Raw genomic sequence first — 15,081 nt, 5'->3', positions numbered from 1 at the left:
AATTGGTTTTTAAGTAGATTGTCGATTTACACTTCTCCGGGCAAACCTGATTACGCATTATTACTTACCTTTCAGTTTGTAAAGAGAAACGCGCCGTGGATCATCCGGACTGCCCCTCATTCTTCAAAAAAGCCTGTGGAACCCTTTCTCCTTTTTTTTTAATTCTCTATCGCTGCACGTGTTCTGTTTGGATATTTTTTGAGCATCAAAAAATATCCGGAAAAAGGAAAAAATAGTTAAAAAGATTTGCAGAAATAATTTCCTATTTCTGTGATTTTATTATTAGAATAAAATTGATAAAATTCTTCTTATTTAAATTGACTACTTAAAATTTGCAAAAATATTTTCATGTTTGACATTCGTGCAAGGCTTTTTTATGATAAAAATCACTGAACTATATTCTTGATTCTGAGGTATATTTGAATAGAAGTGATCGATTAAGTAGTTATTTTTCTATTCTTAATCTGTATTTATTCGATCAAATTCTGTTTTTTTTAACACATCCATTTAAGCGAGTAACTATGAAAAAAACTGTACTAACGCTTCTGTGTTTCATTACCTCAATTGTACTTTTTGCGCAGACGGAAGAGCGCATCCGGTTTGTGTCTGTGACGCCGAGTGAAGAAACGGGTCAGGATTATTCGCCCTGGCTGAACGACAACACCGACAGTCTGGTGGCGCAGGCCTGGACGAACAACTTCAAGTGGGTGGATGTGACCCTAAAACTGGAAAAGAAAGCCCTCATCAGCCGCCTGTCTTTTTTCGATGCGGAAGGGGTGTTTTCCGACAAACCGGCCTCGATTTATGCGGTGAACGGCACCGAGAAAATCCTGCTCGGTACATTTGAAGGACCCACCTACATGACCTGGATCGATATGCCGCTGGCTCAGGCGGTTTTTGCCGACGCCATTGTCATTCATAAATACAGCAACAACATTCCACAAAAGATCAAGGCGTTTGGCCAGCCCATCACGGCCTTATCCGCTTTTACGCCCGTTCCGGGCCGGGTGGAAGCCGAGAGCTTTGCGGGAATGAACGGTATTCAAACCGAAAATACGGCCGATACGGGCGGTGGACAGAATGTCGGCTGGATCGATGACAACGATTGGATGGACTACCACGTCAAGGTCGCAACCGCCGGTGTATACACCCTTAAATTCCGGATTGCCAATGGATGGGGAAACGGCCAAATTGAACTCAAGACCTTCAATGGCACCGTGTTGACGACGCTAAGTGTGCCGCAAACCGGGGGCTTGCAGGCCTGGCAAACCATTTCGACAACGGCTTATCTGAACGCGGGAGAGCAGATTCTACGGTTGAAGGCGGTGGCCGGAAACTGGAATTTTAACTGGTTTCAGGTCGAGGGTGCCATCGCGTTACCCGGCAAAATTGAAGCGGAAACGTTTGCCGATATGAGTGGTATTCAAACCGAAACGACCTCGGATGCAGGTGGTGGCCTGAATGTGGGTCGCATCGACGACAACGACTGGCTGGATTATAACGTCAATGTGGCATCGGCTGGCCCCTACGCTTTTCATTTCCGTGTTGCGAAACAATATGGTGATGGCAGAATCGAAGTGAGAACCGCTGCGGGAACCGTATTGACCACGGTAGACATCCCGTATACCGGCGGCTGGCAAAGTTTTTCGACCGTGAGCGGTACCGCTACCTTACCCGCCGGAAACCAGATTTTGCGCATTTACGCCGTGAAGGGCGACTGGAATTTTAATTGGGTCGATGTGCAGCCAACCGCACCCGTGGCGGTACCGTCGGTGATCACCTTTGCCGCTTTGTCGGACAAAACCGTCGGCGATGCGCCGTTCGATCTAACGGCCAGCAGCACCAACACCGAAACCGCCATTACCTTCGCTTCGTCCAACTCGGCGGTGGTTTCCGTTTCCAATGCAACCGGTTCCTGGAAAGCGACCGTAACCGGAGCGGGGACGGCAACGATTACGGCTTCTCAAACCGGCAATGCGAACTTCATCGCGGCCAGCAACGTGACGAGAACCCTCGTGGTTCAGCCGGCTCCAACGACGCCACCGACCTCTTCGACGGCCGTTAAAATTCCGATCGAAGCCGGACGCTGGTACCAGCTCAACAACGTCAACAATGGCCTGGAAGGCTTGTTCGACGGCGTTACGAACGTCGATGTCAACACGGGATATGGCAAGGTTCTCAGCAACTTCGATGCCTATTATCCGCTGCAACCCGGGGAAACCATGACCATCGAAAGCATCAAGTTTTTTGATGGCTCCGGCATGATGACCGATAATCCAATGACACTGTCGGTCATTACCGATCAGTGGCAAATTATCCCGATTGCGACCTTTACGGGGCAGGAATACAACGGCTGGGTGGGGCCGTATCCGACCCGGCCAACAACCGGCGACGCCAAATTCAAGCTGGATGCACCCATCAGCAATGCCCGGTATCTGGTGCTGAATGCATGGTGGGGCTACCCGACCGAAATGGAACTGTATGGCAGCTACACGCCGACCACGGTTCCGGTAACGCCGATTCCGCAGAAGTCCATTCAGTTGAAAAGCATGTTTGGTGCCAATGCTTTCGAGTGGGATTTTGAAGATGGACGCAACCCGGACATCATCGACGAGACGAAAATGAAAGCCGTCAAAACCTTCCGGGGCATTCGGCACTACATGGATTGGGAGAAGCTGGAAGCCAACGAAGGCCAGTTTACCTACAACCCGACCCACAGCGGAGGCTGGAACTACGACGCCATTTATGAACGCTGCAAAGCCGAGGGCATCGAAGTGCTGGCCTGTCTGAAAACCCTGCCGGGCTGGATGCTGGCGACGTATCCGGAAGACCAGCGGGATTCGGAAAATGTGCCACTGCGTTTCGGCAGTGACTTCACCAACCCGGCTTCATACATCGATCAGGCCAAAGTCGCGTTTCAATACATGGCCCGCTATGGCTTCAACCCGAACGTAAACCCGGCACTGGTCAGTGTGAACAGCACCCCGCGCTGGACCGGCGACCCCGTCAACACGGTAAAGATCGGGTTGGGATTGATCAAGTACATCGAGTGCGACAACGAAAGGGACAAATGGTGGAAAGGCCGCAAAGGGTACCAGACAGCCCGCGAGTATGCCGCCAACCTGTCGGCTTTCTACGATGGTCACAAAAATACCATGGGTCCGGGCGTTGGGGTTAAAAACGCCGATCCGAACGTGAAAGTGGTGATTGGCGGGATGGCTTCAGCCTATGCCGGCCCCGACTATCTGCTGGGCATGATCGACTGGTGCAAGCAATACCGGGGCTACAAACCCGATGGCACCGTCAACCTGTGCTGGGATGTGATCAACTACCATTTGTATCCCGACAATTCCAATTCGTCACAAAGCGGAACCTCCTCGCGGGGAGCGGCTCCCGAGATTTCCTCGGCGGTGAATGTAGTACAGAAATTTGTCGAAGCGGCTCACAAGTATGCGTATGATATGCCGGTTTGGGTCACCGAAACGGGTTATGACGCCAACCAGGGCAGTCCGCTGAAAGCCATTCCGATCGGCGACAAAAACGAATACCAGACCCAGGCCGATTGGATTTTGCGGACGGCGTTGTTCTACGCCCGGTCGGGGGTGGAGCGGGTTTTCTTCTACCAGATGTACGATGATAACTTCCTGAATCCGACGCAGTTTGGTTCTTCCGGTCTGATCAACCAGGACTTCACCCGCAAACCGGCTGCTGACTTTATTTTCCAGGCCAACAAGCTGTTGGGGGAGTATACCTACAAACAGACGATCAGCACCAATCCGATTGTCGACCGGTATGAATACCAGGGCAAGTCGGCCTACGTGCTGGTGGTGCCGGATGAAGTGGGCCGGACGGCGTCGTATACGCTGGATTTGGGAACGGCGGGTCATGCCAAAGTCTATACGCCCCAAATGGGACGTGATACGGCTGACGTTCAGACGGTTCCCACGGTTGCCGGCAAGGTGACGTTAACAGTGACGGAAACGCCAATTTTCGTAATTGCCTCCGATCAGGTCGTGACGTCGGCCACGTCGACCACCGCAACGGCCCGGCTGGGTTCGGCGGAATTGACGGACAAGGGCCTGAACCAGTCGGTTCGGGTATATCCCAATCCGTCTGTCGATTTCGTTACGGTCGATGTGGCCAATGAACAGGCCGGACCCGTCGAAATCAACGTGTTCAGCGGCAGCATGGGAACCCTGCACAAGCAGGTGAACGGGGAGAAATCGTCGGGCGGTTATTCGCGCGAAATCAACGTGTCGAGCCTGCCGGTGGGGATGTACATTCTCGAAATCAAACAGGGGAACGAGCGGACCTTTCGGAAAGTGTTGAAAGCAAACAAATAGGGCGGTTTTCGTGGGAAAACGGACAGACTTTAGTCGTTCACTCCCTGCTCATAACCAAAGCGTTCAGCGGTACCGGATGATTCCGGTACCGCTTCTTTTTTAGGGAAAGGGCCGGGACGGATTTTGGAGCGTTGTTGAAACGAAAAAAGCCGCTGGTGAAGCGGCCGGATGGTTCATTGGAGTGAATAACAGTCAGGAAAACAGCAGATCGTAATTGTATTTGACCTGGCGATACAGGGCGCGGCCCCAGACGACGAAGAAATTGGTATTTTCGTGTTTCCAGTTGCTGCGCGTAACCGTACTGGGTTCGTCGTCGGAATTCTTCTGTTCGAACATGGCGTTAAAATCGGTCAGAAAAATGCCTTTTCCCTTGTTTTTGATAAACGAAAGGCACATTCGGTACTCGGTTTTATCGGACTTGATGCCTTCCACATACCGGCCGAATTTATCCAGAAACGAGCTTCGTCTCAGGTGTGGATGGTCGCTGTAGTAGTAGATTTTTGTATAATTGGTGTACCACGGTTTGTAGTGCATGCGGGAAAAACCGTTTTTAAAAGGGGTCAGGTAAGGATACGGATAGTAGGCATAGAACCGGACAATATCCAGCTCCTTGTCCTGATTCATCATCGCCAGCGCGTCCTTGAAATAGGCCGCGAAGGTGGGCTTGGGAATAAAATCCTCCTGAACATACAGCGTATACGGCGTCTTGACGGCTTCCTGCCCTTTGTTGATGTTGTTGGCCAGTCCTTTATTCTGCGGAGTGGTGATGAGCCGAAACGTGTACTGTTTTTTCAGGTCGCGAATGGCCTGTAAATGCTCTTTTTTACTGCCGTCGTCGGAAACTACAATGTCATCGAACGAACAGTTTAGCTCTTTAAACGTACGCAATAAACGCTCCAGAGAACCGCTGCGGTTGTAGTGCGTGATCAACAGAGTGACGTCCGAAAAGTGCGCTGAGTGGGAATCCATAAGCTCAATAGGTACGATGATTAACTCGATTTGGTGTGGAGGAAATGGTTACTTTTTCAACTGGGCTAATTCAAATGTATTTTTAAGAAGCCGGTATTTTAAATACCACCAGCGGGCGAAAAGCAGGAACGGATTGGTGCTTTCCCGCCAGCCTGCGCGGTAAAATGTGCTCGGTTCACTGGCCGAGTTTTTTTGATCGAATACTGTCGTAAATTCGTTAAAAAACAGCCCTTTTCCCTTTTTCTGAATCACAGAAAGACACATCTGGAATTCGGTGACATTGACATCTTTCCCTTCCACATACCGACCGAACTTTTGCAGGAAATTGCTCCGTCTTAAATGCGGGTGATCGCTGTAGAGATAAAATTTCAGGTGGTTGGCATACCAGGGTTCCGGTTTGTAAACCATGCGTGAAAAACCTTTGCCATACGGTTTCAGATAAGGGTAGGCGAAGTAGGCGTAAAACCGGACGAGGTCGAGGTCTTTCTCCTGATTCATGATGTCCAGCGCGTCCCTGAAGTGGGTTGCAAACGCGGCTTTCGGCACAAAATCCTCCTGCACATACAGCGTATACGGCGTTTTGACGGCATCCTGCCCCTTGTTGATGTTATTACCGAGTCCCCGGTTTTTCGGCGTGGTGACGAGCTGGAAATCGTATCGCTTCATCAACTCGGTGAGGGCGTTGACGTGTTCCGGCTTGCTGCCGTCGTCCGAAACCACCACACCATCGAAGGAACAGTTCAGGTCTTGAAAAGCCTTTAATAACCGCTCCAGCGAACCGCTGCGGTTGTAATGAGTGACCAGTAAAGTGACGCCCGGAAAGTGATTTTCCATAGTTTTAAAGTAATTAGAATCGTTGCGATCAATGCAGATAAAAACCGGCTTTCAGCGCAGCAGCAGCACCTGGCCGATTTTGATATACGCGCTGGTTTTCTGATTAGGCTCAACCGCCTGATATGTTATTTTCCAGGGATAAACGCCTGCCATACACGGCTTTCCCTGATACATCCCGTCCCACCGGATTCCGTTGGTGCCGGTTTTAAAAATGACGCTTCCCCACCGGTTAAAAATTTGTAATTCAAACGATACGTTGTCTTCGTGGTAAATAACCAGGACATCATTAATTCCATCCTGATTGGGCGTAAAGGAATCGGGTACATAAATTTTAGGTCCCTGACATTCCGACGCCTGAATCGGCGTAATGCTTAGCACATTCGATGCGGTTTTGCATTGCGTGTTCTGGTCGTTTATCGCATTCGGAAATTGCGTACACACCAACCGGTAATACCGTTTGTCGGCGTAAATAACCGGAATCACATACGTTGAACCCGTTGCGTTGGGAATCGCTTCCCACCTCACACTATCCCTGCTTTCCTGCCACTGATACACCGGTTTGTCATAACCGGGTCCCAGCGACGAGGTTACCAACTGCGTTGTATTGGCGCAAACAGCCAGATTGGCACCGGTGTTGCCGCTGTAGGTAATCCGGAGCAGCGGGTGGCAGGGCCGGAACTGAATATCGTCCAGCGCCAGGTCGTTGCCGCAACCGCCCGGCCCGTTGTTGATCAGCTTCACCACCACCATATTGCCATCCGCCGGCATCGTAAACAAAATCGAATACCGAATCCAGGTGGGCGTCATGGATCGCCCGATGGCCCCCGTGTTGATTACCTGAATGCTGCTGCCGTCGGCTCGTTCAATTTTCATGGTGATGTTCGGGTCCAGTGGTACCGGCTCAATCGGATTGCAACCATTGGCCCGAATGGGATTCATCAAATTCAGCACCCAAACCGAAAATTCGTACGTAATGCCCTGACACAGACCCGGAACCGGCTGGCTGTAAAATTCACCGGCTTCATAAGACGCATTCACAATGGCCATCACCCCGTTGCCGTCATCCGGCGTATGATCTTCTTCAACCCTGTGCCAGGTCGAACCGTAGCAGTGGGTCGAATTGGCCAGAATGTATTCCCCGTCACCCGGACAGCGATCGGCTACAAACTGATACGTCGTTTTGCCCGTTTCCAGGGGGGTGACCACGCTGCTGCCAAACGTCTCGTTGATAATGGCCTCCCCTAAAACGCCGTTGCAGGACTGCGCAAAACCGGTCGTCAGAAAGCCCATACCCAGGAGCATCATCAGGATGGTTTTACGAAATAGAATCTGTCCTGCCGCCATCCGATCAGTAACCATAAAACGGGGTTCGGATCAGGAAGGAGTGGTGCCGGACGCCGAAAACGGCAGTCTCAAATCCCGGAAAGCCTGCCGGACGCGGGTCGTAAAGGCTTTGGTGAGGCTACCGTCGGCGATCAGCCGCCGGTCGCTCGTCCACACCCGCGCATTCGGATCGGAGACCCGAACCGTACGGCCTTTTCCCTGCTGTTGCAGCGACAGCGACATCCAGCCGTCTTCGCATTTCCCGGACGGCGGGGGTTTGATCCCGGCGGCCACCAACTCGGCCACCGAACCTTCGCGGCCACTATCCAGCGCAAAACCGCCAACCGCCAGGGCGTCGGCCCGGCGAAAGGCAAAGTTGAACCCGTAGACATTCATGTACACCTTGTCGCGGTTTCGAATGTTGTTGACGAGCTGCGCCGTTTTTTCGTAGCCCCACAAGGCGAGCCGCGACGATTTCTGACTCGGCAAAAACGAATACAGCCCGTAGGTACAAGCAATGTCCGGATTGTGCAGGGGGGCCGTAATGGCCTCCGCCCAGCCCGAGGGATACAGACAATCCGCATCGGCATTGGCCATATAGGTTCCCCGGGCCGCTTCCAGACCGGCCTGCCGGGCAAACGCCACACCGGGCCGGCGTTCGATAATGGAACGAACCCCGCACTTGTCGAGCAATTCCTGCGTACGGTCGGATGAGTTGTTGTTGACCACCAGCAGTTCCGCCGAATGGGAAAGTTTCTGATCGGCCAGCGACGATAGCGTGTGCAATAAGTTAGCCTCTTCGTTGTAAGCCGGAATGACGATGGAAATCTCCGGTTTATCGACGGTATACTGGGCCAGCCGGGAGCGTAATTCTTTGAGTTGTCCCGAAGAAACACTTTCCGGATAATAAACAAATGAATGTTTAGAAAGCCAGTCTGGTAAAAGTAGATTGCTCACGGGCTTACAGGTTGAGGTTCTGACTTATTGAGCTAACAATTTCATGCGGCACTCGCCATTTTTAACCGTAATCACACCCGACCACGAACGGCTTTTCGACTGGGCATAAAAGCTGTAATTTCCGTCGGTATTCTGGAACGTAACATTGCCGTCCAAACCGCAGGAGGTGGGGACTCCGGAGGTCTGAACGGTGTTGATAACGCCCTGCATGGCATTCGCTACGTAGACTTCAATGTCGGAGCCGTCGCCCCGGCCATTGGTATAGAACATCACACTGCCCGAGGTCGGTATTCCGGTGATGGAAACGCTTTTGGAAACCTCGTCAGTGCTGTTTCCATTCTTCGCAATTAATCGCGCCGAATAAATGCCGTTGGCTTTAAATTCTATGGTCGGATTGGCATCGGTCGAGGCCTGTCCGTCGCCAAATTCCCATTGGTAACGGTCGGCATTCACGGATTTATTGGTGAACTGGATGCGACTCGCCGAACCGCTAACCGGGGCAAAATCAAAACCGGCCGTTACGTATTTTACCAAACCGTCAATCTCGATGCTGTTGGAAACCTGGTCTTCTCCGACGTCATTTTTGGCCGTTAGCACAATCGTATAAGTGCCGTCGGTTTTGTATTCGATTTCCGGTGCTTCATCAGTTGAAGCACGCCCATCGCCGAATAGCCACTGATACCGTTTGGCGTTGAGTGACTTGTTGGTTAACTTTATTTTCCCCGGCGAACCGGTCACTTTTTCAACCGAAAAATCAGCAACGGGTTGGGGCGTAATCGTGGGCTGACAACTGATCGTAACGAATACGAGGGTAATCAGATACACGACGGAGTTGATGATAGAATTTGACCTTATTTTCATGAATATTTCCTTTTACTTCTCTTTTCTCTAAACACTTTCCGTTAACTTATTTTTGAAACCACCTTCTTTTTTCCAAACAAAATGGCGTTAATGCCTTTGTTGAAACGCATTTCAATGTGGTGATAGGTCCATTGTGACACGATATAAATCAGGTAATAATTGAAAAACACCAGATAGATATAGGCCGAAGGAGGGAGCTTGAGCAACCGAATAAAAATCACATTGAACAGACTCAACAACAGGGTATGTGTCATGTAAATGGAATAACTGTAGGTTCCAATATTTTTTAAGAGGTTCGATTTTTTTAATAAAGCCGAAAGGATGCCCCGTTCGAATGAAAAAGTCAGGATGGCAATAAAAAAAATGAATTCGTAAATGAATCCGATTGCTTTTAATTCTTTCCCAAAATAAATCATGGTGAACAGAACCAGCATCGACAGAATTTCGGCTATAGAAAAGAATCCTGATTTTAGGGTGACCAGAACCGGATAAAACCGATTGAAAACGTAGTAGCCTAAAGAGCCGGTAAAAAAACCGATAATACCTCGTAAAAAACCGTAGTCAAAGCTGTAATTGATTTCATATCGACCTGTTACAACGACCAGGATGAAGAGTGCCAGAATGGGTAATAAACCCAAAAAAAGGTATTTCAGCGTTTGCAATCCGGTTTTGAACAGCAGCACCAACACGGCACCAAAAAGCAGGTAGGAAACCATTTCCGCACTGATCGACCAGCTTGGAATGTTCCAGCTCACGTCGTGGACACCCGGCATTTTCACCGAATTCAGCAGGAAAAGGGAGGTGAAAAAGGTAAAGACATTGTTGCTTTCGTTAAACGGCTGATTGATGTGGATGTAGCTTGAAAAATAAAGTTTGATATTCTCGATGATGACAAAGCAGACTAGTAAAATAAAATGCAGCGGATAGATTCGGAGCAAGCGTTTCTTGATAAAGGTCCCGAACTCGGCTCCGGTCGCCATGGTGGGGTAACTATACGTAATGACAAAACCACTTAACACGAAAAAGAAGTCGACAAACATGTCTGAATTATCAACAAAAGGGTTGTTGAGTAAGGGCGTGTCGGCAAAAGGTGATGCATGAAACAAGACCACCATCGAAGCAAAAATGCCCCGGAATATATCGAGAACCTGGAATCGATGTTTCATGAGTGGATTCTGGTCTGTTCTACAAAGATTGTCGGAATGTCCTGATTTCTGGCAGGGTTACTTTATACCGCAACGTCAGGGTTAAATAAATCAAGCCGCCAATGGCTACTTCCGCTACCGTATTGAGTACCCCGGCATAACCGACGAAATATTTATAGGCAAAGATCATCAGCACCATCAAGGCACAGAAACTAAGCGGTTTGATGATGTTTGCTAAAAATTCTTTTATAAAACTTCCAATGAGTGAATGAGCAATGTAAAAATTCAGGATTAAACTGATGAAGGTGGTCGTCAGATACGAAAAAGCAATACCCGTCACGTGCCAGTATTTTCCGAAGAAATAAAGCAACGGCACCTTGATCACCAGCGTGGCCAGGTTTAGATAGAACAGCAAATTGGGCTTCCCTTTCGTGAACGCCAGGGTGAACAGCGGGTGGGCCAGACAGCCAAAAAAGCTTTGGAAAACAAAAATCTTAATCAACGGAATGGTGTTGTCCCAGCCCGGCCCGTAAAACAGTGGAACAACGCTTTCGGCGGTGATGTATAAACCGGCCAGAAGCGGCAGATTCAGGTAACTGATGATGTCCAGAATTTTCAAATATGAGTTTTTTAATTCCAGATCATTGCCCTTCATCTTGGCCAAAACCGGGTAGGCGACCTGTAAAATAATGGGATTCAGTTTGTTGATGGGAAAAACCGCCAGTTGATAGGCGATGGTATAATAGCCTAGCGATGTTACACCCAGCAAACTACCAACGATGATGTTATCCGCATTCCCCTGAATAAAACCAATTAAACCGTCACCGACATTGAACAACCCAAACCGGAGGTGTTCTTTAATGATGCTGAGGTTGAAATAAAATGAAGGGATGAAATACTTCAAACCGAGGATAATCGACAGCGCCGTTCGGACCACGTGCATGATCAGATAACCAATGATGAGGGACGTCTCGGCAAATCCATTATAGGCCATGGCAATGGCAATGGACGTACCGGTAAAGGTGCCGATGATTTCAATAATGGCGACCGATTTAAATTGCAGTTCTTTCTGGAGAATGAACAGATAAATCTGGCCTAAATAATTAATAATGAAATAAAAGGAAGCCAGCTTAATGACTTTGTCCAGCCGGGGTTCGTGGTAAAACGAGACGACGAGCGGGGAGCTGAAATAGACGATCAGGAAGACGGTTCCTCCCAGTAATAAACCCATAAAGTACAGGGTTGAAAGTACTTTGGGGTCGTTTTCCTGCTTGGAAATGATGGAGTTGGAAAAGCCTAGATTGCTGAAAATGAAAAAGAAATTGATGATCAGCGTGCTGACGCTGACCACGCCAAAAATTGACGGTTCCAGAATGCGGGCCAGAATGGAAACCTGCAGAAACTGGAACACCGTCGAAATTACGGTGGAAATTGTGATCCATTTCCCGCCACTGATGGCCTGTTGTTTCGTACTCATGTTCCTTTAAAAATCAGCTACGATAGTTTTCCGTATTGAAGCGTCCGCTGGTTTTCCAATGAACGGAGGGTGCGTTGCACTTCCACCGAATGCTCGGGCTGAACCGGTCTTTGCTGGGCATCGGCCTTGCTGGGGGCGTCGATGTAACTGCCGTCGACCCGGTTCAATACCGTTACGACCGTGTGGGTGGCAATTTTCAGGTACATCTCCAGCACTTTCCGCTCCGTTCGGGCCCAGATGCTGTTGACATCCGTCACCAGAATCGAAACCGTACTTTGATCGATCAGATAAACCGGAATCGGACTGCTGATGAGCGCCGGTATTTCCAGAATAATTCGGTCGTATTGGGAGGCATCGAATTTGGTTTCTTCATCGAACAGGTAATCGATTTCCGTGACGTTCATCAGGTCCGAGCGCCGGGTGTAGGGGAAAAATGTAACGCCTTCCTGCTCGATTTTCTGCTGCTCGTCGTTCAGGCGCGGATAACAATAAGCGACCTGCTGGCCGGCTTCGGCATACATCCTGCCGAGGCTGTTGGCCACCCAGGTTTTTCCCTGTTTCGACCGCACACTGAACAGCGTGATCAGGGGCGGATACGGTTTCGTCGCGGTGGTTTTGATGATCTCGAAATTGATCGCATTGCACAACTGCTCGAACATGCTCAGGGCCGTCCGGCCCGCTTTGGAGTCGATCGTGAACTTGCGAACGGTCGGGAAAACGGCGGCAACGGGTCGTCCGATCAACGACTCGGCCTGCTCCGGCGAGCTGATCCGGCGGTCGATCCAGAACCGGATGGCGGTCAACAGCAGGGCAATGAACAAGCCCACGCCGAAGCCCAGCGCAATGAACAGCCAGCGTTTCGATTGCGCGTCGTACGGAAAATTCGGGGCATCCAGCGTGGTCAAGGCCCCTTCGACAGAAATGTCCTGGCGGTGCGTAATGGCCTGATTCAGATAGTGAACCGACGCGATGTGGTCTTTTTCGGCCTGTGTCAAATCCCGGTTTAGCTGCCGAAGTTCGGATTCCAGCGGGCTGTATTCCTCGGTTTTGGCCTGGTATTCGCCCATGCGGGATTTGTAGACTTCGAGCCGGGCCGACGATTCTTCAAAGTCGATTACCTTCTCCAGCCACTCGTTCAACAGGGTGCGTTGCGGGATGGATTCGGGCGTACTTTCGGCCGCCGTATAGTTGCGGGCAGTTACTTTCAGGGCTTCCGAGGCCTGTTCGACCCGGTTCTGCAACCGCGTAACGACGTTTTGCGGCTGTCCATACGCCTGGGCGTTGACCAACTGATTCTGCGCGTCGGTTAAATCGGCCTGTTTTGCTTTCAGATCACCATTGGCCAGCAGCAGAGGCCCCAGTTGCCCCAGGCGTTTGTTCAACGCATCCATGGACGCCTTGGCGGCTTTGTTGGTCATCAGCTCCTTGTTGTAATCGCCGGAAAAAAGCTCACGCGAAGCCGCGACGTTTTTCGATTCCTCCTCGAAATTCAGCAATTTATGCTGCACACTGAAAGCCCGAAGTTTGTTTTCGGCATCATCCAGTCGCTGCTTTGTTGCCTTCGTTTGTTCTTCGTAATAACTGACCACCGAGTTGGTCTCGGCGGTTTTCAGGGTCGTATACCGTTTGTTCAGGATCGTAATGGCATTGCTCAGCGTTTGCTGCGCCACCGCCGGATCAGTCGATTCATACTCCAAATCAAGCATGTCGCTGGGGCTTCGGCGCGTTGCTTTCAATTTCTTGCCAATCGTTGCAATTGAGCAATAGGCGTACGATTTCATCAGGACAAACTGAACGGGGTTGTCGGTAGCGGTGCGGGAGAGGCTGTCGATCCGGGCGTGCAGCGTGGCTTCGTCCGCGTTTTTGGTCAGCGAAAGCCGCAAATTTTCCGGGATGTACAGACGAAGTTCCTGGAAGGCTGGTTGTGACAGAATTTTACCGTCCGGCTTGTCGAGCGGCAGGTGTCGGGTCAGCAAAGACACCCCGATCTGACGCAGGGTTTCCTTCGAATTGAGGGTGGTCAGCAGGTTTTCAAAAGCAGCCGCGGAGTGGTCGATAAAACCGGCCTGCTGATCCGAAAGCAGCGAATAGCCGGACGCCAGACCCGTGTAGAGCGTTGCCTGGGATTTAAAAATCCGGGGGTCATCTTTCGTAAAATAATAAACTGAACCCGCCGTCAGAACGGGAATCAGAATAAACCAGAGCGCATGTTGTTTTAAAAGACGCAGGAAAACCCGTGGTGTCATTGACGAGATTGGAGTTATTTCCGTTTTAGTTGTTGAATCGGAACGCCCACTGTTGCTTCAAGGTAGAAGACGTTTTTCAGGAATTCTCCGCGTGCCTGTTCGGCAATGGACTTCGTTTGGGCGTAGCCATTGCTGGCCGTGGCCATGCTTTTCGGATCGATGCGCCCCTGTTGGGAGTCGGCTTCGGCAATCCGGTAGACCGCAAAAGCCGCCTGTTCGTCCTGAATCCGGATTTTTAAAACCCGCTGCGAGGTCATCAAATCCTGATAGACGGTAACCAGATCTTTTTTTAGTTGTAACTCTGCAATTTCTTTTTTGATTATTGATGTCTGATAATTCGCGCGGGCCTGCCGGATTTTATGCCCTCTGCCAAACAGGTCATACAGACTGATTTGAAGCCCAACGCCCGTCCGGTATCCATTGGCAATCTGCCCCAGGGCATCGGCCCCAAAAGAGGTGTTCGACAGAATTGCCTGGTTCCCGAAGGAGTAATTGGTAAAACCGGTCGCCGACTCCAGAATCTGTATTTTAGAAAGTTTGTAATCCGCATTTTGGGTAATAATGGACTCATTTTCCAGCCGGATCAGGGGAGAACGGGCGAGGGCGAGTTTGTAGATTTCTTCAAAAGGCAGCAGTTGTGTGGACAGATCCTGGGTAATGTCGAGGTAGAGGGTATCGTTGGGTGCCGAAGCCGCCTGAGCAGCGGGCGTTTGGGCGGTGGGAGCCGTCGTTTGACCGTAGAGCAGAGAGGGTATAAATAGACAACATAAAGGCAGTATGATGCCCTTTCGATGTGTATTGAATACTAAATTTAATAATCTGGATGTCATCACAGAGGATCGGCCGGTAGAAGGTCGCATGATATAATTAACAGAATACTGGTAGCAAAAACAGTACCACACTATGGCTGTGAGATTTGTGGCACA

At 50.2% G+C, this 15,081-nt stretch carries 10 protein-coding genes; 1 reads left to right on the top strand and 9 read right to left on the bottom strand.

The genetic code is table 11. The features are described 5' to 3' along the window. Window positions 1-521 precede the first annotated feature (521 nt). Entirely contained in the window at window positions 522-4,343 is a 3,822-nt protein-coding gene (locus DUE52_RS10760) for a carbohydrate-binding protein (RefSeq protein WP_114406007.1), read from the top strand. Window positions 4,344-4,535: 192 nt separating this feature from the next. Here the strand turns inward: DUE52_RS10760 and DUE52_RS10755 are convergent, their stop codons facing one another. The 9 genes from DUE52_RS10755 to DUE52_RS10715 are packed head-to-tail and all read right to left on the bottom strand — an operon-like array spanning window position 4,536 to window position 14,985. After that, a complete protein-coding gene (locus tag DUE52_RS10755) occupies window positions 4,536-5,312 on the bottom strand; it encodes a glycosyltransferase (protein WP_114406006.1) in 777 nt (258 codons plus the stop codon). A 48-nt stretch (window positions 5,313-5,360) separates the two neighbouring features. After that, a complete protein-coding gene (locus DUE52_RS10750) occupies window positions 5,361-6,146 on the bottom strand; it encodes a glycosyltransferase (RefSeq protein WP_114406005.1) in 786 nt (261 codons plus the stop codon). Window positions 6,147-6,197: 51 nt separating this feature from the next. Continuing rightward, entirely contained in the window at window positions 6,198-7,505 is a 1,308-nt protein-coding gene (locus DUE52_RS10745; protein ID WP_114406004.1) for a T9SS type B sorting domain-containing protein, read from the bottom strand. A gap of 15 nt (window positions 7,506-7,520) precedes the next feature. Next, the gene (locus DUE52_RS10740) at window positions 7,521-8,426 is read right to left on the bottom strand and encodes a glycosyltransferase family 2 protein (RefSeq protein ID WP_114406003.1); all 906 of its coding nucleotides are present in this window, start codon (window positions 8,424-8,426) and stop codon (window positions 7,521-7,523) included. Window positions 8,427-8,450: 24 nt separating this feature from the next. Continuing rightward, entirely contained in the window at window positions 8,451-9,287 is an 837-nt protein-coding gene (locus tag DUE52_RS10735) for a PKD domain-containing protein (protein ID WP_114406002.1), read from the bottom strand. A gap of 41 nt (window positions 9,288-9,328) precedes the next feature. Then, the gene (locus tag DUE52_RS10730) at window positions 9,329-10,453 is read right to left on the bottom strand and encodes an acyltransferase family protein (RefSeq protein ID WP_114406001.1); all 1,125 of its coding nucleotides are present in this window, start codon (window positions 10,451-10,453) and stop codon (window positions 9,329-9,331) included. A 19-nt stretch (window positions 10,454-10,472) separates the two neighbouring features. Further along, the gene (locus DUE52_RS10725) at window positions 10,473-11,909 is read right to left on the bottom strand and encodes an MOP flippase family protein (protein ID WP_114406000.1); all 1,437 of its coding nucleotides are present in this window, start codon (window positions 11,907-11,909) and stop codon (window positions 10,473-10,475) included. 17 nt (window positions 11,910-11,926) lie between these two features. Continuing rightward, window positions 11,927-14,155 carry a GumC family protein gene (locus DUE52_RS10720; protein ID WP_114405999.1) on the bottom strand — a complete coding sequence of 743 codons (2,229 nt, stop codon included), beginning with the start codon at window positions 14,153-14,155 and terminating at the stop codon, window positions 11,927-11,929. Between the two features lie 14 nt (window positions 14,156-14,169). After that, window positions 14,170-14,985, bottom strand: a complete 816-nt coding sequence (locus DUE52_RS10715) for a TolC family protein (protein ID WP_114405998.1) — start codon at window positions 14,983-14,985, stop codon at window positions 14,170-14,172. Window positions 14,986-15,081 lie beyond the last annotated feature (96 nt).

The sequence above is a fragment of the Larkinella punicea genome (assembly GCF_003334855.1).
GTDB classification, from domain to species: Bacteria; Bacteroidota; Bacteroidia; order Cytophagales; family Spirosomataceae; genus Larkinella; species Larkinella punicea.
Note: the sequence above shows the minus strand (reverse complement) of the source record. Positions and strands in the feature narration are given on the sequence as shown.